The 24,929-nt window shown below is 63.9% G+C and carries 22 protein-coding genes; 12 read left to right on the top strand and 10 right to left on the bottom strand.

Features of this window, described 5'->3' with window-relative positions:
• Positions 1-50 precede the first annotated feature (50 nt).
• On the bottom strand, positions 51-926 hold the full coding sequence (locus tag OQE56_RS09490) for an arginase family protein (RefSeq protein ID WP_267223794.1): 876 nt from the start codon (positions 924-926) through the stop codon (positions 51-53).
• Complete coding sequence (locus tag OQE56_RS09485) at positions 913-1,971, bottom strand: GNAT family N-acetyltransferase (protein WP_267223792.1); 1,059 nt, start codon at positions 1,969-1,971, stop codon at positions 913-915. Before OQE56_RS09485 ends, OQE56_RS09490 begins: the two co-directional genes overlap by 14 nt.
• Before the next feature lie 506 nt (positions 1,972-2,477).
• On the opposite strand from OQE56_RS09485, the gene OQE56_RS09480 reads away from it, so the two are divergent.
• Together OQE56_RS09480 and OQE56_RS09475 are read left to right on the top strand one after the other, a co-directional pair.
• On the top strand, positions 2,478-2,729 hold the full coding sequence (locus OQE56_RS09480; RefSeq protein WP_267223790.1) for a phosphopantetheine-binding protein: 252 nt from the start codon (positions 2,478-2,480) through the stop codon (positions 2,727-2,729).
• A gap of 5 nt (positions 2,730-2,734) precedes the next feature.
• Positions 2,735-3,949, top strand: a complete 1,215-nt coding sequence (locus OQE56_RS09475) for a beta-ketoacyl-[acyl-carrier-protein] synthase family protein (protein ID WP_267223788.1) — start codon at positions 2,735-2,737, stop codon at positions 3,947-3,949.
• A gap of 1,127 nt (positions 3,950-5,076) precedes the next feature.
• On the opposite strand, the gene OQE56_RS09470 is transcribed toward OQE56_RS09475, so the two are convergent.
• Both OQE56_RS09470 and OQE56_RS09465 read right to left on the bottom strand, forming a co-directional pair.
• Complete coding sequence (locus tag OQE56_RS09470; RefSeq protein WP_267223786.1) at positions 5,077-5,490, bottom strand: NUDIX hydrolase; 414 nt, start codon at positions 5,488-5,490, stop codon at positions 5,077-5,079.
• Positions 5,487-5,975 (bottom strand): NUDIX hydrolase, encoded by a 489-nt coding sequence (locus OQE56_RS09465; RefSeq protein WP_267223784.1) that lies wholly within the window; start codon positions 5,973-5,975, stop codon positions 5,487-5,489. The genes OQE56_RS09470 and OQE56_RS09465 overlap by 4 nt, the downstream gene beginning before the upstream one ends.
• Before the next feature lie 88 nt (positions 5,976-6,063).
• On the opposite strand from OQE56_RS09465, the gene OQE56_RS09460 reads away from it, so the two are divergent.
• Positions 6,064-6,870, top strand: coding sequence for a phosphodiester glycosidase family protein (locus OQE56_RS09460; protein ID WP_267223782.1), 807 nt, complete (start codon positions 6,064-6,066; stop codon positions 6,868-6,870).
• 61 nt (positions 6,871-6,931) lie between these two features.
• Positions 6,932-9,352 carry a penicillin acylase family protein gene (locus OQE56_RS09455; protein ID WP_267223780.1) on the top strand — a complete coding sequence of 807 codons (2,421 nt, stop codon included), beginning with the start codon at positions 6,932-6,934 and terminating at the stop codon, positions 9,350-9,352.
• 35 nt (positions 9,353-9,387) lie between these two features.
• Here OQE56_RS09455 and dapE read toward each other — a convergent pair whose 3' ends face one another.
• The 6 genes from dapE to map all read right to left on the bottom strand — a co-directional run bounded on the left by dapE (position 9,388) and on the right by map (position 16,777).
• Positions 9,388-10,521: a succinyl-diaminopimelate desuccinylase gene (gene dapE / locus OQE56_RS09450; protein WP_267223778.1), complete on the bottom strand. Its 1,134-nt coding sequence runs from the start codon at positions 10,519-10,521 to the stop codon at positions 9,388-9,390.
• Between the two features lie 60 nt (positions 10,522-10,581).
• Positions 10,582-11,649: a VIT1/CCC1 transporter family protein gene (locus tag OQE56_RS09445; protein ID WP_267223776.1), complete on the bottom strand. Its 1,068-nt coding sequence runs from the start codon at positions 11,647-11,649 to the stop codon at positions 10,582-10,584.
• Between the two features lies 1 nt (position 11,650).
• The gene (locus OQE56_RS09440) at positions 11,651-12,007 is read right to left on the bottom strand and encodes a Spx/MgsR family RNA polymerase-binding regulatory protein (protein ID WP_267223774.1); all 357 of its coding nucleotides are present in this window, start codon (positions 12,005-12,007) and stop codon (positions 11,651-11,653) included.
• A complete protein-coding gene (gene dapD, locus OQE56_RS09435) occupies positions 12,004-12,831 on the bottom strand; it encodes a 2,3,4,5-tetrahydropyridine-2,6-dicarboxylate N-succinyltransferase (protein ID WP_267223772.1) in 828 nt (275 codons plus the stop codon). The genes OQE56_RS09440 and dapD overlap by 4 nt, the downstream gene beginning before the upstream one ends.
• A gap of 333 nt (positions 12,832-13,164) precedes the next feature.
• Positions 13,165-15,819 carry a [protein-PII] uridylyltransferase gene (glnD, locus tag OQE56_RS09430; protein WP_267224344.1) on the bottom strand — a complete coding sequence of 885 codons (2,655 nt, stop codon included), beginning with the start codon at positions 15,817-15,819 and terminating at the stop codon, positions 13,165-13,167.
• 190 nt (positions 15,820-16,009) lie between these two features.
• Positions 16,010-16,777 carry a type I methionyl aminopeptidase gene (map, locus tag OQE56_RS09425; protein WP_267223769.1) on the bottom strand — a complete coding sequence of 256 codons (768 nt, stop codon included), beginning with the start codon at positions 16,775-16,777 and terminating at the stop codon, positions 16,010-16,012.
• A 347-nt stretch (positions 16,778-17,124) separates the two neighbouring features.
• On the opposite strand from map, the gene rpsB reads away from it, so the two are divergent.
• The 8 genes from rpsB to rseP all read left to right on the top strand — a co-directional run bounded on the left by rpsB (position 17,125) and on the right by rseP (position 24,835).
• Positions 17,125-18,015 carry a 30S ribosomal protein S2 gene (rpsB, locus tag OQE56_RS09420; RefSeq protein ID WP_267223767.1) on the top strand — a complete coding sequence of 297 codons (891 nt, stop codon included), beginning with the start codon at positions 17,125-17,127 and terminating at the stop codon, positions 18,013-18,015.
• Positions 18,016-18,073: 58 nt separating this feature from the next.
• A complete protein-coding gene (tsf, locus tag OQE56_RS09415) occupies positions 18,074-18,952 on the top strand; it encodes a translation elongation factor Ts (protein ID WP_267223765.1) in 879 nt (292 codons plus the stop codon).
• A gap of 245 nt (positions 18,953-19,197) precedes the next feature.
• Positions 19,198-19,917 (top strand): UMP kinase, encoded by a 720-nt coding sequence (pyrH, locus tag OQE56_RS09410; RefSeq protein ID WP_267223763.1) that lies wholly within the window; start codon positions 19,198-19,200, stop codon positions 19,915-19,917.
• Positions 19,918-20,131: 214 nt separating this feature from the next.
• Positions 20,132-20,689 (top strand): ribosome recycling factor, encoded by a 558-nt coding sequence (gene frr / locus OQE56_RS09405; RefSeq protein WP_267223761.1) that lies wholly within the window; start codon positions 20,132-20,134, stop codon positions 20,687-20,689.
• A gap of 19 nt (positions 20,690-20,708) precedes the next feature.
• Positions 20,709-21,449, top strand: coding sequence for a polyprenyl diphosphate synthase (gene uppS, locus OQE56_RS09400; RefSeq protein ID WP_267223759.1), 741 nt, complete (start codon positions 20,709-20,711; stop codon positions 21,447-21,449).
• 11 nt (positions 21,450-21,460) lie between these two features.
• Positions 21,461-22,279, top strand: coding sequence for a phosphatidate cytidylyltransferase (locus tag OQE56_RS09395; protein ID WP_267223757.1), 819 nt, complete (start codon positions 21,461-21,463; stop codon positions 22,277-22,279).
• Positions 22,280-22,290: 11 nt separating this feature from the next.
• Positions 22,291-23,466: a 1-deoxy-D-xylulose-5-phosphate reductoisomerase gene (locus tag OQE56_RS09390; protein ID WP_267224343.1), complete on the top strand. Its 1,176-nt coding sequence runs from the start codon at positions 22,291-22,293 to the stop codon at positions 23,464-23,466.
• Positions 23,467-23,488: 22 nt separating this feature from the next.
• Positions 23,489-24,835 (top strand): RIP metalloprotease RseP, encoded by a 1,347-nt coding sequence (gene rseP, locus OQE56_RS09385; protein WP_267223755.1) that lies wholly within the window; start codon positions 23,489-23,491, stop codon positions 24,833-24,835.
• The last annotated feature ends 94 nt before the right edge of the window (positions 24,836-24,929 follow it).

The following is a 24,929-nucleotide window of genomic DNA, read 5'->3' as shown; positions in this document are numbered from 1 at the left end:
CCTTACGTTACGCCCTGCTTTCTTGCAGACAGAATGGTTAACGCAGCGGCTTACACGCTGCTTTCCGCAATGGCAGCAAGCAGACGGGTGTTGAAGGCACGCTGCTGCGCCTGCCAGGCATCCAGCTCGCTCTGCGGAATCGGCTCCTGGCCGTCCATACCGCTAAGCAGGCGCTTCCACCATGTGCGGTATTGGTAGGCCGACACTTCGCCATTGATATCACTGGCGACGATGCGGCCACGCAGCGCCTCGATGATCGCCATGGCATGCGACTCTTCCAGACGCCCCTGATCCCAGTTGGTGCGCGCGGTATCGACGCTGAAGGCATCCTTGTCGATCGACAGATAGGTCGGCTGCGGCGCCTGGCGCAACTGCTGCACGAACGCACAGGTGAGCGCGTCCGGATCATCGAAACGGCGGAAGGCATCCGACAAGCCCAGCTTGGCGGCCCAATCCACATTCACGTCCATGCACCAGTAGGTGAGCTTGCCCGCCTGGAGCGGACGCAGGTAGTTCTCCCACGCATGCTTGGCGCCAATATCGCCGGAGGTAATGCCCACCACGTGCACATGCGTGACGAACGGCAGCATGGCCACACGGCGCACCCACGATCCGCAATGGATGCCCCAGGGAAAACGCATGTTGTCGGGGTGGTTGTCGAACACCACCAGTTGGAACGGGCCGCGCGCGCGCTGACGCTGCACCAGCGGCCAGGTGAGATGGTGGTAGTCACCCGACCCCATCAGCACCGTGCCGTAGTTGGCTGGCATGGTGCTATCGAGGTAGTCGCGCAGTCGGTTGAACGTGCGCAGGGTGCAGCCGAAGCGAATCGCCTCCTGCCAGTCGGGCAGCGCAATCGTGGTCGCACCCGGGATCTGGCCGATCGAGCCGTCGAAGTCCAGAACGAGTGGTTCACGCCTTGTCATGGGCCGCCCATTGACTGTCGCTTTCGAAGAATTTGCCCAGCCGCCGCGCCAGCATGCGCAACAGTGGATTGCGCAGGTAGATCGCGTGACGGGTCAGGGTGAATTGTGCACCCAGATAAGACTTGATTTCCGGATCGGTCCAACCCGCCACGTAATGGGTCAAACCCTGCTCACGGGCGAACGCCAGATTGTGGAACCAGCTGGTGAAGTACAGGTTCTGTTCGCGGGCCTGCGGATAAGCGAAGCCGACGTATTTGTCGATCAGCTTGCCGTTCACCACGAAACACAGATTCCAGCCGATCATCGCGCCCTGATGGCGGTAGACAAACACCACGCCGCCATTAGCCGCATCGCGCAACACAGCGGTGAAGAAAGCGCGGCTCAACTTATCGAAGTGGATTTCACTCTGCGCGTACACGTTCTCATAGAGCGCGTAGTACGCATCGACAACGGCATCATCGGCAAACACGGGGTCGCCACAACGCACGGTGTCCACCTGAACCTCATCGCGCTTGCGCAGCTTGCGGCGGATGTCCTTACGGCGTCCCGAGGACAGCCGCGCCATGTACTCATCCTCGCTGGCGAAGTCGACGGGCACGTACGCCAGCGCCTGCCCTTCCAAAAGTACGAAACCGGATGCCGCGCAGGCATCGGCAAATCGCTTGCACCAGTCGCCGGTCGCCGCATCGAACAGCGGCGAGGCCTGCGGAATGTCCTTCACAATCATGAGCCGCTGCCGGCGGCCCAGCTGATCGCGCAGCGCAGTGGCCAACGTGGCTGGCTGCGCATCGCGCGGAAACAGCGCGTACTCCGACACCGTGGTGCCGACGAACGCGGTACGCCAACGCAGCAGGCGGCCCCACCAGCCGTACCCCGGTGCCTTGGTCACCTTCTCGCGCACATCCGCGTCGGCCGTAGTCAACAAGTCGAACGGCGCCACGAAAGCCGGCGTGCCCGCGGCCTCTGTCACGCTGAAATCGATGGGGGGATGCTCGGCGAACCGGGCGATCAGCGCATCCGGTTCAAGCTGGTTGAGGTACCGCACACGGCGCTTCCACTGGTCGCAAGCGCATAGGATACGACTCCCCGGGGCTGCCCGACACCGCCAGGTCAATCCCGGGCGGTCAAGGGATGCTCTGATCCATTCAATGATGGCGGCATGATGCCCAGCGAGCACACAGGGCGTGGGGCGTGGCGCAGCGCAGGCTGGCTGCCTGGGCAAGCCGCGCACTGCGTTCTGTGGGCTCGCTGGGCATCACCCGGAGGGCCGCTCCTGTTTGCCCACCGGTTGGCGCCGCGCCGTCTCGACAGGCAGCCAGCCTGCCTTCACCGGTGCAACACCAACCGGCGGGCAAACAGGAGCGGTGACGCCGTCATTGAATGGATCAGATCATCCCCAAAGGTTGGCGAAAGGCAGCGTGGGGAGGATGAGACCTACCGTCCAATCGGCGTCAGCATTCTGGACATTGCCCAAAGGGTTCGTCAGGCTTGGACCGTGGCATCAGGGCGATGCCGCACCACCTCGGCGCCAAGGAATCCAGGAAAGCACTCATGAGCACAGTTCAGCAGGAAACCTTCGACATCATCGCCAAGCAGGCCAAGATCGAGCTGGACACGATCAAGCCGGAGTCCACACTGAAGGACCTGGGTATCGCCTCGCTGGATGCCATCGAAGTGATTTTCGACATCGAAGAACACTTCAACATCAACCTGCCCAACGAAGACACCGACCTCGACAACGGTACGGTCGGCCAGCTTGTTGAGGCCATCGAGCGCCAGCTCGCCCAGAAGACCAACGAATAACCCCTATGCGCCGCATCGTGATCACTGGCATGGGTGCCATCTGTGCACTCGGACATGACGCGCCTTCCGTCTGGAAGGCGATGACGGAGGGCCGGTCCGGCATTGGACCGATCCATCACATCCAGCCGGGACAGCTCCGCAACGGTGGTATCGCGGCGGAGATCACGGATTACGATCCGGCCAATTTTTTCGATGAAGCGCGTCGCGCGCTGCTCGATCCGTTCAGCGAATACGCGCTGATTGCGGCCAACGAGGCCATCCGCCAATCCGGCATCAGCTTCGAAGGTGAGGCTGGCACGCGTACGGCGGTAGTGATCGGTACCGGTGCAGGCGGCGAGACCACCCGCGACGATCTCTACGAGCGCCTTTACGGTGAGCATCAGGGCCGTTTCCACCCGCTGGGCATCGTGCGCATGATGATGAACGCACCGGCCAGCCAGGTGAGCATGGTGCACGGCATTACCGGCCCCTCTTTCGTGGTGGCCAGCGCATGCGCTTCGTCCAATCACGCGTTTGCCCAAGCGGCGATGATGATCCGCACTGGCATGATCGACGCCGCCGTGGTCGGCGGCACCGAGGCCTGCATCACGCTAGGTACATTGCGCGCGTGGGAAGCCATGCGCGTGCTGGCACCGGATACCTGCCGTCCCTTCAGCAAGGGCCGCCGCGGCCTGGTGCTGGGCGAAGGCGCAGCCATGTACGTCATCGAAACGCTGGAGTCGGCGCAGAAGCGCGGCGCGGAAATCATCTGCGAGCTGGTGGGCACGGGCATGAGCTCGGACGCCGGCGACATCGCCGCACCGTCGGACATTGGCGCGGCTGCCGCCATGAACATGGCCCTGCGCGATGGCGGCTTGTCGCCGGGTGACGTTGATTATGTCAACGCTCACGGCACCGGCACGGTCGCCAACGACAGCACGGAAACACGCGCGATCCATCGCGTATTCGGCGAGCACGCGAGGGAAATGGTGATTTCCTCCACCAAGGCCATGCATGGCCATGCGTTGGGCGCAGGTGGCGCGATTGAACTGGTGGCGGCCATCGGCGCGATCCACGACGGCATCATTCCGCCGACGATTAATTACCTGGAGCCGGATCCCGCTTGCGATCTCGACTATGTGCCGAATGTGGCGCGCGAGCGGAAGGTGGATGCGGCGATCAGCAATTCGTTTGCGTTTGGTGGGTTGAACGCGGTGGTGGCGGTGAGGCGCATGGCGTGATGCTTGCGCCGCTCTCCTCTTCGGGGAGAGTGGTGGGAGTCCGCATCGATGATTCATCGGTGTCGTTGTTCAGATGGAAATCTGCTGTGCTCGGGGACGCGTATGCGCGAAGCGCGCAAAACGCCCGTAAGGCGGCTTTGGCACTCTAGCCTCGCGGCTTCATAAAAGCCGTCATCCCAGCGAAGGCTGGAAGCGCTTCACAACAGCCGAATGGCTGGTCATCCAGCGACTTTGCTCTTGGTTCTGAACATGGCGTTCCCGCCAGCGTGCCGCCTACGCGGCGGGCGTTTCGACCTCCTGCCGGAGGCCGAGTCACTTTTCTTTTGCTGGCCCAAAAGAAAAGTAACCCAAAGAAAATGGCCTTAAGAGCTGGCAGCATTGCGCAGGGATAAGCCCGAACGCGCGAGGCGCGTTGTTGCTTGGCAACCTCCGCCGCTGCACAGCAGGTACTTCAGAGCGCTTCGCAACGCGCCATCGCGGAGAGGGCTTAATGCAGCTATCGCTACGCTTCCCGACCGCTGGGGCAAGGTAAAGAGGACGCTACGCTTCCCGACCGTCGTGGAGAACTCGCCGCGTAACGGCAGGACTCTTCTGCATGAAGGCAGGAACATCGAGCCTTAGTGGTGCGATGTGCAGCGCAGCCGCACGAGCCGTCGGCTTTGCGCCTTTGATCTTCCGGGTCCCCGTATGGGGCGGCGGGCGGGTGGAGGAATAGCCCGAAGGGTGGCCGGCATGGATGCCGGCCAGTTTGGCGTCAGGGCAGGATGCCCTGTCGACAAACCCCGCAACCCGACCGCGTACCTGGAGGGCGAAGCCCGGAAGGCGCCTCATCCGGGGTGCCGTTTCTTTTGGTTACTTTTCTTTGGGCAAGCAAAGAAAAGTGACCCGGCCTCCGGCAGGAGGTCGGAAGCCCGCGGCAGGCGAGCCAGATCGCGGCACCGTCGACAAGAGCCAAAGTCACTGGATCCCCGCTTTCGCGGGGATGACGGTGAGGGAAATAGATCGTGTCGCGAGCACCCGCCCCTCACCCCAACCCTCTCCCCGGAGGGGAGAGGGAGTAAGAACAACGAAGCCTCACTCGCCCCGTGAAGGCACCCCTCAAGGCACCCAGCAGCAACGCGATACCCCTACAAGGGCATCCCCGCCACCAGCGGCAAAATCGACTCCCGACTCAACCGCGCTATCGGCAAATCACCCAACGCCGCCGGATCGACCCAACACACACCATCGATTTCCGCCTGCGCCACAAACGGCCCAACAGCCTTCACCTCGTAAACCTCAGCCTCAACGACGTGACCCGGCTCATTGGCCGCCGGCGCACTGAAACAACCGATCCAACGCGCGCCTTCGCGATGCATCGTGCAACCAAGCTCTTCATGCAATTCGCGCGCAAGCGTATGCAGCTCATCCCGGTCACCTGCATCTCGCTTGCCGCCCGGCTGCTGCCACACCGCTGCGCCACGCTTACGCACCAACAGCACCCGCCCCCGATCGTCGCGAATCACCGCTGCGACAATACGGATGAGCTTCGGGGCGCTCACAGCCGCGAGAACGACCAGGACTGCATGCGCCCATCCTTGTACGGCATGACGCCATGGAATGGGCGAGAGTCCTCGTCGAACACCAGCGGCAGGAAGTGGCGGTCGCCTTCCCACATCGGCAGGTCCATCAGTCGATCGACCGGTACCCACTCCAGGGTGCCTTCCGGATTGGAGGTGTACGGCGTACCGCTGTAGCGGTCGATCACGAAGATGAAGCCCAGCCAGTCCTCGCCCTGCTTGCCGAAGCCCGGCCAGTTGAGCGTGCCGCGCAGGGACATCGATTCGCAGTGAATGCCAGCCTCTTCAAGAATCTCGCGGCGCATGCAGGCGGCAATGTCCTCGTCCGGCTCCATCTTGCCGCCCAGGCCGTTGTACTTGCCCAGATGCTGGTCGTCCGGGCGCGAATTGCGATGGATCATCAAGACCTGCCGGCGATCGGGTGACAGCACATAACCGAGCGTGGCAACGATGGGCGTGTAGGGCATGGGTCCGCGACACCTTGGAAAAGGCGCAGTTTAAATCAACGTGTCGCCGGGCTTGCGTCAATCAGGTCGCCCCGGCGACCATCTGGGTATGTCTGCGACCATCCACCGGCCCAGTCGCCTGCTATGCCTGCTTGCCCCGCTCCTGCTGTTGGGCGGCGTGGCCGGGTGCTCGCGGCAAGCGCAAGCGGTGAACAGCACCGAGCATGTGTTCGAGAGCCAGAACTTCCGCGTGGTCAGCATCGACCTCAAGCGCGAAACGCTGAGCTTGCACTGGAAAGATCCCGAGAGCGGCGCGGCCTTCGGCACGATCAACGCGCTGCGCCAATGGGGCATGTCGCGCGGACAGCGCATGCTGTTCGCCGCCAATGCCGGTATCTACGATCGCCAGTTCGCTCCTCTGGGCCTGTACGTGGAAAACGGCAAGACGGTGGTGCCGCTGAACCTCGCCCATGGCAATCCGGCATCCGGCAATTTCTCCCTGCTGCCCAATGGCGTATTCGCTATCTATCCGGATGGCCGCGCCGAGGTGCGCACCAGTGCGGACTTCAAGGCGGAAGGCAGGTCCGCCCAATGGGCCAGCCAGTCCGGCCCGATGCTGGTGATCGACGGCAAACTCAACGATCAGTTCATCGATGACTCCAACAGCCTCAAGTGGCGCAGCGGCGTGTGCGCCAAGACACCACATCAGGTGGTCTTTGCAGTCAGCGAAGCACCGGTGAACTTCCACACCTTTGCGCGACTGTTCAAGGAAGAGCTGGGCTGCCGCAACGCGTTGTATCTGGATGGCACCATTTCGCAGTTATACGTGGAAGGCGAAGGCTATGCCGGCGCGCCCACATTCATGGTGAAGCCCTACGCCGGCATTTTTGCGGTGTTTGCCCACCCCACACCTTGAGGCCGCGTGTGACGCCGGTCTCTTGTTCTTCCACGACCACCTGAACCGAGCCGACTACGCCATGACACGCCCTCGACGTTTTCGCTGGCTTCGCACTCTCGTTGGTACGCTGCTGATCCTGTTGCTTGGTGCCTTCATTGCCGGTTGGTACCTGCTGGCTGGCAGCCGGGCACGTCTCGATGGCGAAGTGCATCTGCCAGACCTCAGCGATGCCGTGGCGATCTCGCGCGATGCCCTCGGCACCGCCACACTGCAAGGCAAGAGCCGCGACGACATCAGTTACGCATTGGGTTATGTGCATGGCCAGGAACGTTTCTTCGCCATGGATCTGATGCGCCGCCTGCCAGCCGGCGAGCTTTCGGAATTGTTTGGAGCAAAAGCGCTCGACACCGACATCAATCATCGCCGCCATCGGCTGCGCAGCGTCGCAGAGGCCGCCTATGCGGCGCTGGCGCCCGAGCAAAAGCGCACGCTGGATCGCTATGCCGCTGGCGTCAACGCGGGCCTTGCCGGCCTGCATGTGAAGCCGTGGGAATATCTGCTGGTGAACGCCAAGCCCCAGCCATGGCGACCGGAAGACAGCTTTCTGGTGATCGCGGCGATGTACCTGGACCTCAATGGCGATGGCCGCAATGAACGCGAACTGCATATCGCCGAGTTGCGTTCGGCGTTGCCGGGGCCTGTGGCGGACTTCCTGCTCTCGCCCGATCCCGATTGGGAAGCGCCACTGCAGGGCGATCTGTCGCGGCCGCCGGTGATCCCCGGTGCCGACGTGTTTGATCTGCGCCACGCCCAACCGGCCAGCCACACGGACCAGGCCGCGCTGACCGCAGCGCTGCTTCCGGCGCTGGACCAGCCGCGCCCCGGCAGCAACAACTTCGCCGTGGCTGGCAGCCTTACCGAAACCGGTGCGGCCATCCTCGCCAATGACATGCACCTGAGCCTGCGCGTGCCAAACATCTGGTTCCGTGCGCGATTGCGCTATCCGGACCCCACCGCCCCTGGCGGACAGCGCGACGCCAACGGCGTTTCCCTGCCCGGCACGCCGGCGCTTGTCGTCGGCTCCAACGGTCAGGTGGCCTGGGGTTTCACCAACAGCTATGGCGACTGGCTGGACTGGGTCCGCGTGCAACGCGATCCCAACGACGCCACGCGCTACAAAGTGCCCGAAGGCTGGGCCACCATCGAAACGCATGACGAAGTTATCCGCATCAAGGATGCGCCAAGCCACACGCTGAACGTCGAAACCACGCGCTGGGGCTCGATCATGGGCAAGGACACCGACGGCACCCCGCTCGCCCTCGCCTGGATCGGTGACCGCCCCCATGGCTACAACCTTGGCGTGATGCAACTTGAGCACGCCGACAGCGTGCATGCCGCCTTGGCACTCGCCCCCACCATGGGCATGCCGCCGCAGAATCTGCTGGCCGGCGACAGCGCGGGCCACATCGGCTGGACCGTTACCGGCAACTGCATCCCGCTGCGCAAGGGCTTTGATCCGCAACTGCCCGCCGACTGGTCCGTCGCCGACACGGGCTGGGTGGGCTGTGCCGATCCATCGCAGTATCCGCGCATCGAAGATCCCGCCGACGGACGTCTGTGGACCGCGAATAACCGCACCGTGGATGGCGCCGAACTCGACTTGCTCGGCAACGGCGGGCACGATCTGGGCGCACGCGCGCAACAGATTCGCGATGACCTGCGCGCGCGCAACAGCTTCACTGCCGGCAACATGCTCGATGTGCAACTGGATAACCGCGCTATGTTGCTCACGCGCTGGCAGCGTCTGCTGCAGGACACGCTGGCCGGCACGCACGATCCCGGGCTGGAACAAATGCGCCAGCTCACTGCCACCTGGATGGGCCGCGCAGCACCGGAGAGCGTCGACTACCGGCTGGTACGCGCGTTCCGCGACAAGGTGAAGGAGGATGTGCTCGCGCCGTTCGTGGCACGAGTGCAGGAGAAGCACGACGACTTCCGCTGGCCCGACTCCATCGACGCCGAGGCTTCCGTATGGGCACTACTGCGCGACCGGCCGGAACACCTGCTCGATCCCAAGTACGACAACTGGAACGCCCTGCTGCTGGCCGCTGCGCATCAGGTCGCGGACGAACTAGGCAAGCAGCCCGGCGGCCTCGCCGCGCGCAGCTGGGGCGAAATAAATCGCACGGCCATCCACCATCCCCTGTCGCGCGCCCTGCCCGCGTTTGTCGGGCGCATGCTCGACATGCCCGACGAGCCGGTGGCCGGCGATCACAACATGCCGCGGGTCGTTTCACCGGGCTTTGGCGCCTCCGAGCGACTGGATGCCATGCCGGGTCACGAAGCGCAAAGCATCCTGCACATGCCGGGCGGCCAGAGCGACAACCCGCTGTCGCCGTATCACGGTGCCGGTCAAGAGGACTGGGTGAATGGACGTCCGACGCCGTTGCTGCCCGGGCCGGATCAACACACGCTGACGCTGCTCCCCATCAGCGGATAAAAGAAAAGAGCCGCCCAAGGGCGGCTCTTTTCTTTTCAGCCTAGCAAGCGGTTACAGACCGCTTCGTACAACGACGGCAGCTTTTCCAGATCGGCCACCGCCACACATTCGTCGACCTTGTGGATGGTGGCGTTGACGGGCCCCAGCTCCACCACCTCTGCACCCAGCGGCGCGATGAAGCGTCCGTCAGAGGTGCCGCCGCCAGTGCTTTCTTCTGGCGCGATACCGCATAGCTCACGACACACCGTGACGACCGCCTCGCGCACGGCGCCACCGGGCGGCGTAAGAAACGGTTCGCCCGACAACGACCATTCGATTTGCCAGTCGAGTCCATGCTTATCGAGGACCGCCTCCGTGCGCTTACGCAGATCCTCCGCGCGACTCGCCGTGCTGTAGCGGAAGTTGATCAGCGCGGTCAGCATGCCGGGAATCACATTGTTGGCGCCGGTGCCCGCATTGAGATTGGACACCTGAAACGAGGTAGGCGGGAAATCCTGATTGCCTTCGTCCCAACGCTCGGCAGCGAGTTCGGCAAGCACCGGAGCAAACTTATGGATGGGATTCGTCGCCTTCTCCGGGTAAGCCACGTGACCCTGCACGCCGCGCACCACCAAGGTGCCCGACAGCGAACCTCGCCGGCCCACACGAATCAGGTCGCCCAGCCGTTCTTTCGACGACGGTTCGCCCACCACGCACCAATCGATACGTTCGCCCGTGGCACGAAAATGCTCAGCCACACGACGAATGCCATCCAGATTGGTCGGGCCTTCCTCATCGCTGGTCAGCAGCAGACCCACGCGCCCGCGATGATCGGGATGCGCAGCAACAAACGCCTCCAGCGCCACCACCATGGCAGCCACGCCGCCCTTCATATCGGCCGCGCCACGGCCATAGAGAAGGCCATCGCGCACGGTGGGTTCAAAGGGATCGCTTTGCCAGCTCTCTACGGGACCGGGAGGCACGACATCGGTGTGTCCCAGAAACACCAGCAGCGGTCCGCCGCTGCCATGGGTCGCCCAAAGATTATCGACTTCGCCAAAGCGCAGATGCTCGACGCGGAAGCCCGCGGCGGCCAGCCGGTTACCGATCATCGCCTGACAACCGGCATCGTCCGGCGTTACCGAACGGCGGCGGATCAGATCACAAGCGAGATCGAACACGGCAGACATAGCTTCCCTCGAGACTCAATTCAAAAAAAACACCGGAACAAAACGCCGGGTGCGTCTTGGTTATCCGGTCAGTGCCGTACCCAGCACGTGACCCACGGCATAGGTGATACCGGCCGCCGCCACGGTGATGGCAAGCTGACGCGCGATGGAGAACGTCATGCTGCGCCCGGTGAACAGCGCGGTGCCCATGCCAATCAGCACCAATCCGGCAACGGTCGACGCCATGCAGGCAACGAGCGCAGCGTTACCCTTGAGAAAGAGATAGGGCGCCACCGGAAACAGCGCGCCGAGTGCAAACAGGCAGAACGAAGAAATCGCGGCGCCCCATGCCGACCCGCCAAGCTCTTCCGGGTCGATGCCCAGATCCTCGCGCACCAACGTATCGAGCGCGGTGCGCGGACGCTCCGAAATCTGCTCCGCCAGCGCATCTGCCGTCTTCGGCTCCATGCCCTTATCGCGATAGATACCGGCGAGACTCACCGCGCCATCCTCGGGCGATACGGCCAGACGTTCCGCGCGCGCTGCGATCTGCGCCTGATAGAACTCGCGCGAACTATTGACCGACAACCACTCACCCAACGCCATGGAGCACGCGCCGGCCACGAGGCCCGCAAAACCTGCCAACAGAATGGCGTGATCACCGGATGCGGCGCCCGCCATACCCATCACCAGGCTACCGTTGGACACCAGGCCATCGTTGGCACCCAGCACGGCCGCACGCAGCGTGTTGCCGCTCTGGGTGCGATGACGACCGCTGCGCGTTGCCGGCGCCGTGGGCTCGAGGAAGTGGTCGCGATGGCCGCTGCGATCCACCGGTGTCGGCAGATGATCCGCATGCTCCAGACGCACCACCGTAGGCATCACAAACTCGGTGCCGAAGCGGCGCGCAAACCAGGTCAATACATGGACGCGGGTGCGCACGCGCGCAGGCGGTACTTGCGCGCCCATCTGCTTCAGCCGCTCCTCCCAGAACGTGGCATTCGCACGCTCACCGTCGGCGATGCGGCGATAGGCGCGGCTGAGCCGCTGGTCCGACGCAAGTTCGGCCAGATTGTCGTAGAGCACGGCGTTGTCGCGCTCGATGCGCAGGTTGGTACGGTAGTGCCGTGCCGAGCGCGGTTTGCTCATGTCATTTCCCGAACAACTTCTTGAAGCCGTTATCCGTAAAGCCCACGCTGACCGAGCCATCGCCCTGCACTACCACGGGACGACGCACAAGCGCGGGGTATTCCTTGAGCAGCAACGTCCACTCCGGATCACTACCGGGGTTCTTGCGCTGCGGCAGCAGGTTGCGCCAGGTGGTGGACGATTTATTGACCAGCTTTTCCCAGCCGCCGAGGTGCTGCGCCCACTCTTTCAGCGTGGTCGCCGGCACCGGCTGGGCCCGGTAGTCGACGAAGGTGTAAGCGACCTCAAAGCGATCCAGCCAGTTGCGTGCCTTGCGGCAGGTGTCACAGGTGGTGAGGCCATACAGGGTTGCGCTCATTCAGCGCTCCGCAGCAGTTCGTTGATGCCGGTCTTGCTGCGGGTCTTCTCGTCCACCTGCTTGACGATGATCGCTGCATACAGGCTATGCGAACCGTCCTTGGAGGGCAGGCTTCCCGACACCACCACGCTGCCGGCCGGCACGCGGCCGTAGCTGATTTCGCCGGTGGCACGATTGTAGATACGCGTGGACTGGCCGAGGAAGACGCCCATGCCGATCACGCTACCCTTCTCCACAATCACGCCTTCGACCACTTCCGAACGCGCACCGATAAAGCAGTTGTCCTCGATGATGGTCGGATTGGCCTGCAGCGGCTCGAGCACACCACCGATGCCGACACCGCCGGAAAGATGCACGTGCGCGCCGATCTGTGCGCAGGAACCGACCGTGGCCCAGGTATCGACCATGGTGCCTGCGCCGACATAAGCGCCGATGTTCACGTAGCTGGGCATCAGCACCGCGTCCTTGGCCACATGCGCACCGCGGCGCACCAGGGCACCCGGCACCACGCGAGCGCCCAGACCTTGCAGCTCGGCGTCATCGCCATGCGCGAAGCGGAGCGGCACCTTGTCGAACGCCAATGCAGGACCGCCATCCACCACGCGATTGCCGTTGATGCGGAAGTACAGCAGCACGGCTTTCTTGATCCACTGATTCACCGTCCAGCCACCCTTGCCGTCCGGCTCGGCCACACGGCGCTCGCCCGCTTCGAGCAGATGGACCACCTGCTCCACGGCCGGACGCACCTGCGTGTCGATGTCGGCCTGGGTCAGCTCGTTGCGACGCTCAAAGGCATCGTTGATGAGGGATTCGATGTTTTGCATGGGAATTCACGGGCCAGGAAATAACCGGTGCATGGTAACCGGCAACAGAGGGTTTCTCACGCCTGCAGAGCCTGTTTACGGTCTCCCCGTAGCCTGCGCCGGGAGCGGTTTGCACGCCAGACAAGGAAGAGCGAGGGAGTGTATGTCGATACACGACCGAGCGATGACGCAGGATGGCGGGCAAACAGCCCCGGCCCGGAGGGTTGTCGTTGAGTGGCCGGCAGGCGGCAGCCCGCGGCTTGACCTGACGGACAGTCAAGTGCGGCGCCACGCACCACCACCTAGTGGCCACTCAACGACAACGCAGGCCACGGGGAGACCGTAAACAGGCTCTTAGGCGCGTTTTTCCTTGGCCGGGCCCAGCCGGTCGAGCAAGGCATGCAGCAGACGATCCTGCAGCTCGATGCTCAGAGGGGCGTCATGCCTGTCGGTGATCAGGAAAAAGTCCTCAACGCGCTCGCCAAACGTGGCGATGCGTGCGTCATGCACACGCACGCCCGCGTCCATCATGGCCTGTGCCACGGCGGCCAGCAGGCCGGGGCGATCGCTGCATACCAGCGCCAGGCGCGTGCGCCCGCCCACGGTGCTGAAAGCGATCTTGGGGGTGGCCTGAAAGTGCCGGAGATGACGCGACATGCTGCGCCGTGAGGGCTGATGCACGTGCCCCGGCTGCGACAGGGCCCGGTGCAGCCGCTGCTTCAGCTCCTCGGCGCGCTCCGGTGTCACCGGCAGCTGCGAATCGGACTCCAGCAAAAGGAACGTATCCAGCGCCATGCCCGTCGGTGAACTGAGAATGCGCGCCTCCATGACGGAGAGATGCAGCCGGTCAAGCATCGCCGTCACCGCCGCAAACAAGCCATCGCGATCGGGCACGTAAACAAACAACTCCGTGGTGCCGCGCACGGATTTCATGTGCACTTCCACCAACGGCGTCGCACCACGCGCGCGCAATATGGCGGCGGTCTGCCAGGCAATCTGTTCCGGCCGGTGACGCAGGAAGCTCGACTCCGGAAATCCGCGCCACAGCCGCTGGCAAACATCGGCGGTGAACCCCTCGTTTTCGAGCAGCAACAAGGCCTGTTCCTGACACGCTCGCACGCGAGCCTCCGCGTCAGCAGGCATTTCCTCCTCGCTGCGCAGCGCGTATCGCGTGGACGTATAGAGGTCCGCCAGCAGGCGGTCCTTCCAGCCATTCCACAGCTTGGGGCTGGTGCCAATAATGTCGGCGATGGTCAGCAGATAGAGCAGATCCAGCCGCTCGGCATCACCCACCGTTTCGGCAAAACGCTGCACCACATCCGGGTCAGTGATGTCTTGCCGCTGGGCCGTGGTGCTCATCAACAGATGCCAGCGCACCAGCCACGCGACGAGCTGCGTGTCTTCCTCCGGCAAGCCGAGGCGGCGGCCGAAGGCAAGCGCCTCCTCTTCGCCCAGCACGGAGTGATCGCCACCGCGACCCTTCGCGATGTCGTGGAACAACGCAGCGAGTAATAGCAATGCCGGCTGCGGCAGCGTGGGCCAGATTTCGCAGGCAATGGGAAACTCGCTGGCCGAAGCCGCATCAGCGAAACGCGCGACGTTGCGTAGTACGCGCAGCGTGTGTTCGTCCACGGTGTAGACATGGAACAAGTCGTACTGCATGCGGCCGAACACCTTGCCGAACGCAGGCAGGATGGCGGCCAGCAGGCCATGGCGATTCATGCGCCACAGGGCTTCCACGGCCGGCGCCCCCAGTCGCAGCAGGCGAAGGAAGGCGGCCAGCACCTCTTCATTGTCCGCCAGCGTGCGGTCCAGCACCGCGGAAGCCTGATGCATGCGGCGCATGGTCTCGGCCGTAAAGCCGGTAATGCCAGGCTCGCCCAACCGCACGATAAACGCCTCCACCAACGCCGCCGGACGGCGCATGAAGAGATCGGGATCACGCACGGCCAGACGTTTGCCGTAACGGATGAAATCTTCACCTACCGCCTTGGGTTCCGTTGGCGGCTCGAGCATTTCCTCGAAGCGTTCGGCGATCTGGACGCCCAGCCGCTCGACCTGGCTCGCCGCGCGGTAGTAGCCCTGCATGAACTGCTCGACGCCGAGATTTTTTTCGTGCTCGTCCTGGAAACCGAGCTGCGCCGCCAGCGCGCGCTGATAGTCGAACAGCAATCGCTCTTCAGCACGGCCTGCTTCCAGATGCAGTGCAAAGCGATAGCGGCGCAAGGTGGCTTCGGACTGCTCCAGCGAGTCTTTCTCCGCGGGGTCGAGCAAGCCCTCCGCCACCATGTCGTCGAAGTCGTCCGCATGGGCCAGCCGGCGTCCCAGCCAGCGCAACGCATCGAGCGTGCGCAGGCCACCCGGGCCATCCTTGATGTTGGGCTCAAGGTTGTATGCGGTGTCGTTGTAACGCGCGTGACGTGCGTCGCGCTCGGCGAGGCGCACCGCCAGGTACGCCGCAGGCGGCCACAACGCAGGATCGTTCACGATAGTGTTGAGCCCCTGCTCCATCACAGGATCGCCGACGAGACGCCGTGCATCCAGCAAGCTGGTGAACACACTGGCATCGTTTGCCGCCAACACGCGGCACTGCGGAAGATCACGCACCGCGTGCCCCACTTTCAGGCCGATGTCCCACAAGGTGGCGAAGCACTGCTCAAGCGCGCGCAGACGCGCGGGTTCGGATGGCCCGACCAGCGCCAGCAAATCGACGTCCGAATGGGGAAATAACAGGCCACGCCCGAAACCACCCACGGCGAACAACGCCGCGTCAGTCACGTCACCCAGACAGGCGGTCCATACATGCACCACGATGCGCTGCACCGATTCGCTACGCCGGTGGGTCAGTGCAGTGACATCGGCGCCATCGCGAAACGCGGTGGCCAATGACCGGTCCACATCGCCCAGCAACTGACGCAAAGCCCGGCGCGCATCGGCCGACACGCCCGAGCGCGGCACTGCGGCCGGCAGGCGTGGCAACGGGGGCAGCACGATCGGAGCGACGGGCATGATCAGCGGATGCGTGTGGCGATGCAGCAAGTCTGCCACGCCACGCCCTTCCGCGGTGCCCTATCCGTGGCGTGGGAGCGCACTCTGTGCGCGACATGCCCGCCACATCCGGGGGCGTTCGGCTTGATGGTTAAGCCTGGACACCCCGTCGCCCACCGGGTGGGCTCTCACGGAAGTACGCGCGACGCGATCAGCCCGCGTCCGGCCAGGGCGTCAGGATCTCGAAGCCGTCGTCAGTAACAGCAATGGTGTGCTCCCACTGTGCCGACAGCGAATGATCCTTGGTGACCACCGTCCAGCCATCCGGCAGCTGCTTGGTATGCGGTTTGCCGGCGTTGATCATGGGCTCGACCGTGAAGGTCATGCCCTTCTTCAGCTCCAGGCCGGTGCCCGAACGGCCGTAATGCAGCACTTGCGGCTCGTCGTGATAGACCTTGCCGATGCCATGGCCGCAGTACTCGCGAACCACGGAGAAACCCGCCGCCTCCGCATGCTTCTGGATGGCGGCACCGATGTCGCCCAGCGTGGCGCCCGGGCGCACCGCCTGGATGCCACGCATCATGGCCTCATAGGTGGTATCCACCAGACGCCGGGCCAGTACCGACGGCGTACCCACGAAATACATGCGACTGGTGTCGCCATGCCAGCCGTTCTTGATGACGGTGACATCGAGATTGATGATGTCGCCATCCTTCAAAGCCTTGGCCGGGCTGGGGATGCCATGGCAGATCACGTGGTTCACCGAGGTGCATAACGTCTTGGGGAACCCGTTGTAGCCCACGTTGGCCGGAATGGCCTTCTGCACATTGACGATGTGCTCGTAGGCAAGCCGGTCCAGATCCTCGGTGGTCACACCGGGCTTCACGTGCTCTTTCAGCATGGCCAGCACTTCAGCGGCCAGCTTGCCGGCCTCGCGCATGGCCTGGATGTCTTCGGGAGTTTTCAGAGTAACTGCCATAGTTCCGCTCATATGGCGGCAAACACACCGGGCTTCAACGTAGCGAAACCCATGCAACTTGCCGCGCTGCCGGCCAACCGGCTACAATTTCGAAGTTTTGCTGACCCGACCTATCCGTTTCCATGGATCTGTTCGGTCGTCGCAAAGCGGGGAAGATTGTAACCGCGTTGCGGTACAAACCCCACAAGTCCTTGATTGGACAACTAAACGCCACACACGCGTCGGCACCGCCTTCGGGGTGCTTCGGTCAGCTCACCACATGAAACGAGCTGCCGGGGTCGAAGCCGGGGATGCGTGGAGGTCCCAACCCCCGGGCCTAGCCGGCCCAACAATTTGGAGTTTTACCCATGGCTCAAGTCACCATGCGCCAGATGCTCGAAGCTGGCGTGCATTTCGGTCACCAGACCCGCTACTGGAACCCGAAGATGGCTCCGTACATCTTTGGCGCCCGCGGCAAGATCCACATCATCAACCTCGAGAAGACGCTGCCGCTCTTCACCGACGCGATGAACTTCCTCTCGGCGATCGCGCAGAAGCGCGGCACCGTGCTGTTTGTCGGCACCAAGCGTTCGGCCCGCGAGCCGTTGGCCGAAGAAGCCGCACGCGCCGGCATGCCGTTCGTCACCGCCCGCTGGCTCGGCGGCATGCTGACCAACTTCCGCACCGTGAAGCAGTCGGTTGCCCGCCTGAAAGAGCTGGAAGCCGCTGAGACCGACGGCTCGTTCGACCGCCTGGTCAAGCACGAAGTGCTGGCCCGCCGCCGCGAGCGCGACAAGCTCGAGAACTCGCTGGGCGGCATCAAGGACATGAACCGTCTGCCGGACGCCCTGTTCATCATCGACATCGGTCATGAAGACATCGCCGTGCAGGAAGCCAAGAAGCTCGGCATTCCGGTCATCGCCGTGGTCGACACCAACTACAACCCGGAACTGGTCGACTACGCCATCCCGGGCAACGACGACGCCATCCGCGCCATCCAGCTGTACGCCCGCGCTGCCGCTGACGCCATCCTGGAAGGCAAGGCCGCTGCGCCGGCTGCCGCCCAGGGCGACGCCAACGAATTCGTCGAGCTCGACGAAGAAGGCAACCCGGTTGCCAAGGAAGAGCGCAAGGCCGCCCCGCGCCGTGACGACCGCAACAACCGCGGTCCGGCCAAGAAGGGCTCCGGCGCGCCGCGTCGTGACGGTGGCCGCGGTGGCCGCGGTGGCCGCAGCGACGAGTCGTCGGACGGCGAGTAAGCCTTACCTGCCCCGGCCCGCAAGGGTCGGGGCGCATCAAAGCTTTTGAGGAACCCAGATGACCGCCATTACCGCAAAACTGGTTAGCGAACTGCGCGAGCGCTCCGGCGCCGGCATGATGGATTGCAAGAAGGCGCTGGTCGAGAACAACGGCGACATCGAAGCCGCTGTGGAATACCTGCGCAAGACCGGCCTGGCCAAGGCCGACAAGAAGGCCGACCGCGTGGCCGCCGAAGGCCGCATCGCCACCGCCCAGGCCAACGGCAAGGCCGTGCTGGTCGAAGTGAACAGCGAGACCGACTTCGTCGCCAAGGCGCCGAACTTCATCCAGTTCACCAACGAAATCGCTGAGGCTGTGCTGGCTTCCGGCGCGACCGACATCGACGCCGCCAAGGCCGCTGCCTTCCCGGGCGCCGACAACGTCGAGTCCGCCGCCAAGGCCCAGACCGCCACCATCGGCGAGAAGATCGAAGTGCGCCGCGTTGCCCACGTCGCCAATGATGGCCCGCTGGCCACCTACTCGCACGGCGGCAAGATCGGCGTGATCGTGGCACTCAAGGGCGGCTCGGAAGAGCTGGCCAAGGGCATCGCCATGCACGTGGCTGCCATGAACCCGCCGCACATCAAGCCGGAACACGTCCCGGCTGAGTTCGTCGCGAAGGAAAAGGAAATCGCGCTGAGCCAGATGACCGAAAAGGACAAGGCCAAGCCGGCTGACATCCTGGAAAAGATCATCTCCGGCAAGATCAACAAGATCGTCTCGGAAGTGACCCTGGTTGGCCAGCCGTACGTGCTGGACACCAACGTCACCGTCGGCGACGCGCTGAAGAAGGAAGGCGCTGACGTCGTGGCCGTGGTCCGCCTGGCCGTGGGCGAAGGCATCGAGAAGGTGCAGGAAGACTACCTGGCCGAAGTGGCCAAGGCGATGCAGGGCTAAACCCCTCCACCCACCTTCGGGTCGCAAAAAAGCCGCGGGAAACCGCGGCTTTTTTGTTTTTATGAAAGCCCTCTCCGTGCCCGCCCGTATCTTCCCGGTACGAGCAGCCACGCTGCGCGCCCTCCCCAGCGCCAAGCCCGCGGCCGGACGGAGTTTTCCCCTATCGCGGCAGCACAAAACGCTTACCCGTTCGCGTCACTGCCGTTACAATGCGCCAGTTTTGCCCCACACAATCCGGAGACCCTATGAGCGCACCGCTTAATTACCGTCGTATCCTGCTCAAGCTCTCCGGTGAAGCCCTCATGGGCGAAGCCGATTACGGCATCGACCCGAAGGTCATCGGCCGCCTGGCCGACGAAATCATCGAAGTACAGAAAGCCGGCGTGCAGATCGGCGTCGTCATCGGCGGCGGCAATATCTTCCGCGGCGCGGGCCTCGCTGCCGCTGGCATGGACCGCGTCACCGGCGACCACATGGGCATGCTCGCCACCGTCATGAATGCGCTGGCCATGCAGGATGCCATCGAGCGCCGCGGCGGCTTCGCTCGCGTGATGAGCGCCATCCAGATCCACGACGTGGCCGAAGACTTCATCCGCCGCCGCGCCATTCGCCATATCGAAAAGGGCCGCATCGCGCTGTTCGCCGCCGGCACCGGCAACCCCTTCTTCACCACCGACTCCGCCGCTGCGCTGCGCGCGGTGGAACTGGGCGCCGACCTGCTGCTGAAGGCCACCAAGGTCGATGGCGTGTACACCGCCGACCCCGCCCGCCACCCCGACGCCACGCGTTATGACCACCTCACCTACGACCAGGTGATCGAGCGCAAGCTGGCCGTGATGGACACCGCTGCCATCGCCCTGTGCCGCGACCACGGCATGCCGATGCGCATCTACGACATGACCGTGCCGGGCAACCTCATGCGCATCATGCGCGGCGAGGCTATCGGTACGATCGTGTCGGAATAACTGAGCCTCTGATCCCCTCTCCCCTTCCGGGGAGAGGGTTAGGGTGAGGGGCCCATCTTGCCGTCATGCAACATCGAAGCGAGCTTCGATGAAACACGTTCGCGAGCACCCGTCCCTCACCTCGATCCTCTCCCCGCCGGGGAGAGGAAGATAAACAACGCCCCACAGCCCCCTGCTATACTCGGCGGCTTGCACGGCTCAAGGGGTTGTACCCATGCTCAACGACATCAAGAACGATGCCCAGACCCGCATGGGCAAGAGCATCGACTCGCTCAAGCACAGCCTGGTCCGCCTGCGCACTGGCCGCGCCAGCACCGCCCTGGTCGATGGCATCAAGGTGCCGTATTACGGCTCGGACATGCCGCTGAATCAGGTGGCCACGGTGGCATTGGGCGACTCCCGCTCGATCATCATCACCCCGTTCGAGAAGACGCTCGTCGCGCCGATCGAGAAGGCCATCATGGCGTCGGACATCGGCATCACGCCGAACACGGCCGGCACCACCATCCGCCTCAACATGCCGCCGCTCACCGAGGAGCGTCGCCGCGAGCTGGCCAAGCACGTGGCGCATGAAGGCGAAGAAGCCAAGATCGCCATCCGCAACGTGCGTCGCGACGCCATGCAGCAGGTCAAGGATCTGCTCAAGGAAAAGCTGATCACGGAAGACGACGAACGTCGTGCCGAAGATGAGATCCAGAAGCTCACCGATCGTTTCGTCAAGGACGTCGACGGTGTCGTCAAGACCAAGGAAGAGGAGCTGATGGCGCTCTGAGCGCCGTCAGTCTCCGCACATGACCAGCGCCGCTACCGCGCGGATTCCGCGCCACATTGCCATCGTGATGGATGGCAACGGCCGCTGGGCGAAACTCCGTCACAGGCCACGCACCTTCGGTCACAACGCAGGCCGCAAGGCTGTGCGCAATGTGGTCGAGGGCTGCCTGCGCCAGGACGTCAAAGTACTCACCTTGTTCGCATTCTCCAGCGAGAACTGGCAGCGTCCGCAGGACGAGGTCGGCGCACTGATGGAGTTGTTCGTACGCGCCCTGGACAAGGAAGTGGACGAACTGCACGGCAACGGTGTGCGCATTCGTTTCATGGGTGATCTGAGCGCATTCGATGCAGGCCTGCGTCAGCGCATGATGGCTGCCATGACGCGCACCGCAGGCAATGACGCGTTGCATCTGAACATTGCCGTGAGCTACGGCGGCCGCTGGGATATCGTGCAGGCGGCCCGCAAGGCGGCCGAAGCAGTTGCTCGCGGCGAGCTGCGTGCCGAAGAAATCGACGAGAAGCTGCTGGGCCACTGGATGTGCCTGGCCGACCTGCCCCCGCTGGATCTTTTCATCCGCACCGGCGGCGAATGTCGCGTCAGCAACTTTCTTTTGTGGCAGCTTGCCTACGCGGAACTGCATTTTACCGATACCCTGTGGCCCGACTTCGATGAGGCCAGCCTGAAGAGCGCCATCGAAGACTACGCACGCCGTGAACGCCGCTTTGGCAAGACCGGCGAACAGGTTGCCCACAAGGCGTAACAAGGACCCGCATGCTGCTCCAGCGCACCCTCACCGCTCTGCTACTCGCTCCGTTGGTGATCGGGTTGATCCTGCTGACGCCGAACTGGCTGTTTGCACCCATCGTCGCCATCGCATTTCTGGCCGCCATGTGGGAATGGACGCGGCTTTCGGGCCTGAAAGAGACGCTGCCCCGCGGTGCGCTGCTCACCTTCACTGCCGCGCTGTTTGTGCTGTGCTGGCTGGCGCGCGATACGGTTTGGTGGCCGCTGCTGATCGGCATCGGCGTGGCCTGGTGGATCGTCGTGGGCCAGTGGCTACGGCACTTCGCGTTCGGCGCCGCCCCCACGCGTGAGAATTGTCTGTTGAAGCTGGGCGCGGGCCTGCTGGTGATCGTTCCGGCCTGGGTGGCAGTGGTTGCCCTGCATGGCGCGGGCGAGCACGGCCAGTGGTGGACCCTGCTGGCCCTGTTTGTCGTCTGGGCCGCGGATATCGGCGCCTATTTCAGCGGACGCCTGTTTGGCCGCCGCAAACTCGCTCCGACCATCAGCCCGGGCAAGACCTGGGCCGGCGTCTATGGTGCGCTGGTGGCCGGCGCCCTTGTCACCTATGTCGGCGGCGTGCTGCTCGGCGTCTCCGGTGGCAAACTGGCTGGACTACTGGTGGTATCGCTGGTAACGGTGATCGCCTCTGTGGTGGGCGATCTGCTGGAAAGCCTGATGAAGCGCCACGCTGCCGTGAAGGATTCCGGCAACCTGTTTCCTGGACACGGCGGCATGCTTGATCGCCTCGACAGCGTATTCGCCGCCCTGCCCGTGTTTGTCGCCGGCAAAATGCTGCTGGGTCTATGAGCGCTACGGAAATTCGCAACGTCGCTGTACTGGGCGCCACCGGTTCCATCGGCGGTAACACGCTTGATGTGATCGCGCGCCACCCAGAGCGCTTCCGCGCCAGTGTGCTTACCGCACACAGCAACGTCGCCGCGTTGGCCGAGCTGTGCGTGCGGCACCGGCCCGACCTCGCGGTGATTGCCGATCCCGCATTGGAAAGCGAACTCGCCCGTCGCCTCGCCAGCGCTGGCGTGCGCTGCGACATTGCCAGCGGCCACGATGCCATCACCACCGCTGTCTCCGGCACGCTGTGCGATACCGTCGTGGCCGCCATTGTGGGCGCCGCCGGACTCGACTCCACGCTTGCCGCGGCACGCACGGGCAAGCGCCTGCTGCTGGCCAACAAAGAATCCATCGTGATGGCCGGCCCGCTGCTCCTGGAAGCGCTGGCAACCGGTGGCGGCGAACTGATTCCGGTCGACTCGGAGCACAACGCCATCTTCCAGTGCTTGCCGGGCGGCCGCCCTAATCTGGGTGCCAGCGGCGTACGCCGGTTGATCCTCACCGCTTCCGGCGGCCCCTTCCGCGGCCGCAGTCGTGCCGATTTGGCGGGCGTCACGCCGGAACAGGCATGCAAGCACCCCAATTGGGTGATGGGCCGCAAGATCTCGGTCGATTCAGCCACGCTGATGAACAAGGGCCTGGAGGTGATTGAAGCGCATCACCTGTTTGGCGCCTCGCCGGACATCATTGACGTACTGGTACACCCGCAGAGCCTGGTGCATTCGCTGGTCGAGTACGTCGACGGGTCGGTACTGGCGCAGCTGGGCAATCCGGACATGCGCACCGCCATCGCGCACGCGCTGGCATGGCCTGCGCGCATCGAAGCCGGCGTGACGCCACTCGATCTCGCCGCATCGGCGCCGCTGGCGTTCCAGCAGCCTGATCTGGCCACCTTCCGCTGCCTCGCGCTGGCTTTCCAGGCGCTGCGCGCCGGTGGCGACGCGCCCGCGATTCTCAATGCCGCAAACGAAGTGGCGGTAGAGGCTTTTCTTGCCGGCGGACTGCCGTTTCTCGGCATCGCCGATCTCGTGGAGAGCGTGCTTACGGAACTGCCGTCTCAAGCTGTGGTCGATGTTCCGACCCTGAATGAACGTGACCGGTCGGCCCGCGACGCCGCCCGCCGCATCCTTCGCAACGCTTGCTGACAAGCCTGATAAGCTCTTACCGATGAATAGTGTATTTGGCTCAGTGTTTTGGTTACTTGTCACGCTTGGCGTGCTGGTGACCTTTCACGAATTCGGGCACTACTGGGTAGCACGACGCTGCGGCGTCAAGGTGCTGCGCTTCTCCGTGGGCTTCGGTAAGGCCATCTGGAAACGCATCGGCAAGGACGGCACCGAGTATCAGGTCGCCATGATCCCGCTGGGCGGCTACGTCAAGATGCTCGATGCCCGCGAGGGTGAGGTGGATCCCGCGCTGGCTGGCCAGGAGTTCACCGGCAAACCGGTCTGGCAGCGCATTGCCATCGTGGCCGCCGGCCCTGGATTCAATCTGATCTTCACCATCGTCGCGTTCTGGCTGATGTTTATGATCGGCAAGCCCGATGTCGCGCCGTTGATCAGCGCTACGCCGCAAAGTATGGCGGCCGAGGCCGGCATCCGCGCCGGCGACCGGATTCTCAGTGTGGATGGCCACGACGTGGCGACGTGGAGCGATTCCATGGACGCCGTGGCCAACGCGCTGCTGGGCCGCGATCCGCTGCCCGTGCTGCTGCGTGGTACGGACGGCGCCGAGCGCACCGTGACGTTGCCGCTCAATCAGCTGCCGGCCGGCGAAGACATTGGTCAGTATCTCGACAAGCTTGGCCTGAAGCTGGCACCGATGCCGCCAACGGTGGGCACCGTGTTGCCGGGCAAGCCGGCCTCCCTCGGTGGCATGCAGGGCGGCGACCGCATCGTCAGCGTCAACGGTCAACCCGTGACCAGCTACGAGGAATTCCAAAAGCTGGTGCCCGCTGACGCCGCCAAATCGCCCACGCTGGCGATTGTGGTCCAGCGCGGACAGCAGACGCTTCCGCTGTCGATCACGGCGCGCATGGAGTCGCTGGAAGGCCAGTCGACGGGCTGGATCATCGGCGTGACCGCCATGGAACGCGAGCCGGCCATCCTCCGCTACAGCCCGCTGAAGGCCATGGGTGCCTCGCTGCAGACCACCTGGAGCACGGCCGAATCGACCTTCAACATGATCGGCAAGATGGTTACCGGCCAGGCTTCGACGAAAAATCTTTCGGGCGTGATTGGCATTGCCCAGGTGGCCAATGCCTCAGCAAGCATGGGTGTGGGCTGGTTCTTCAGCTTCCTGGCGATGGTCTCGCTCAGCCTTGCGATTCTCAACCTGATGCCCATCCCCGTCTTGGACGGCGGTTGGCTGCTGTATTACCTTATTGAGTTGGTCAAGGGCAGCCCCGTCAGCGAACGCACCATGATGGCCGGTCAGTATGTCGGCCTGGTGTTGCTGTTTACGTTGATGGGATTGGCTTTCTACAACGACATCCATCGCTTCCTGCCCTCGTGACGCGTGCCGCCTTTGCTGAAGGTCGCACCGGGTCCGGGGATCATGGCGTATCCATGGCGAGCACGGTCACGCGCGCGCTGAGGGGACACGGCGG

The sequence above is a fragment of the Dyella silvae genome (assembly GCF_026421305.1).
GTDB classification, from domain to species: Bacteria; Pseudomonadota; Gammaproteobacteria; order Xanthomonadales; family Rhodanobacteraceae; genus Dyella; species Dyella silvae.
Note: the sequence above shows the minus strand (reverse complement) of the source record. Positions and strands in the feature narration are given on the sequence as shown.

Excerpts from the sequence above, each read along its gene's own strand:
- rpsB (WP_267223767.1), top strand. The coding sequence starts at position 17,125 with ATGGCTCAAGTCACCATGCGCCAGATGCTCGAAGCTGGCGTGCATTTC.
- OQE56_RS09490 (WP_267223794.1), bottom strand. The coding sequence starts at position 926 with ATGACAAGGCGTGAACCACTCGTTCTGGACTTCGACGGCTCGATCGGC.
- OQE56_RS09395 (WP_267223757.1), top strand. The coding sequence starts at position 21,461 with ATGCTGCTCCAGCGCACCCTCACCGCTCTGCTACTCGCTCCGTTGGTG.
- OQE56_RS09475 (WP_267223788.1), top strand. The coding sequence starts at position 2,735 with ATGCGCCGCATCGTGATCACTGGCATGGGTGCCATCTGTGCACTCGGA.
- map (WP_267223769.1), bottom strand. The coding sequence starts at position 16,777 with ATGGCAGTTACTCTGAAAACTCCCGAAGACATCCAGGCCATGCGCGAG.
- glnD (WP_267224344.1), bottom strand. The coding sequence starts at position 15,819 with ATGCCCGTCGCTCCGATCGTGCTGCCCCCGTTGCCACGCCTGCCGGCC.
- frr (WP_267223761.1), top strand. The coding sequence starts at position 20,132 with ATGCTCAACGACATCAAGAACGATGCCCAGACCCGCATGGGCAAGAGC.
- OQE56_RS09445 (WP_267223776.1), bottom strand. The coding sequence starts at position 11,649 with ATGAGCAAACCGCGCTCGGCACGGCACTACCGTACCAACCTGCGCATC.
- tsf (WP_267223765.1), top strand. The coding sequence starts at position 18,074 with ATGACCGCCATTACCGCAAAACTGGTTAGCGAACTGCGCGAGCGCTCC.
- OQE56_RS09455 (WP_267223780.1), top strand. The coding sequence starts at position 6,932 with ATGACACGCCCTCGACGTTTTCGCTGGCTTCGCACTCTCGTTGGTACG.
- pyrH (WP_267223763.1), top strand. The coding sequence starts at position 19,198 with ATGAGCGCACCGCTTAATTACCGTCGTATCCTGCTCAAGCTCTCCGGT.
- dapE (WP_267223778.1), bottom strand. The coding sequence starts at position 10,521 with ATGTCTGCCGTGTTCGATCTCGCTTGTGATCTGATCCGCCGCCGTTCG.
- OQE56_RS09460 (WP_267223782.1), top strand. The coding sequence starts at position 6,064 with ATGTCTGCGACCATCCACCGGCCCAGTCGCCTGCTATGCCTGCTTGCC.
- OQE56_RS09465 (WP_267223784.1), bottom strand. The coding sequence starts at position 5,975 with ATGCCCTACACGCCCATCGTTGCCACGCTCGGTTATGTGCTGTCACCC.
- uppS (WP_267223759.1), top strand. The coding sequence starts at position 20,709 with ATGACCAGCGCCGCTACCGCGCGGATTCCGCGCCACATTGCCATCGTG.
- dapD (WP_267223772.1), bottom strand. The coding sequence starts at position 12,831 with ATGCAAAACATCGAATCCCTCATCAACGATGCCTTTGAGCGTCGCAAC.
- rseP (WP_267223755.1), top strand. The coding sequence starts at position 23,489 with ATGAATAGTGTATTTGGCTCAGTGTTTTGGTTACTTGTCACGCTTGGC.
- OQE56_RS09480 (WP_267223790.1), top strand. The coding sequence starts at position 2,478 with ATGAGCACAGTTCAGCAGGAAACCTTCGACATCATCGCCAAGCAGGCC.
- OQE56_RS09440 (WP_267223774.1), bottom strand. The coding sequence starts at position 12,007 with ATGAGCGCAACCCTGTATGGCCTCACCACCTGTGACACCTGCCGCAAG.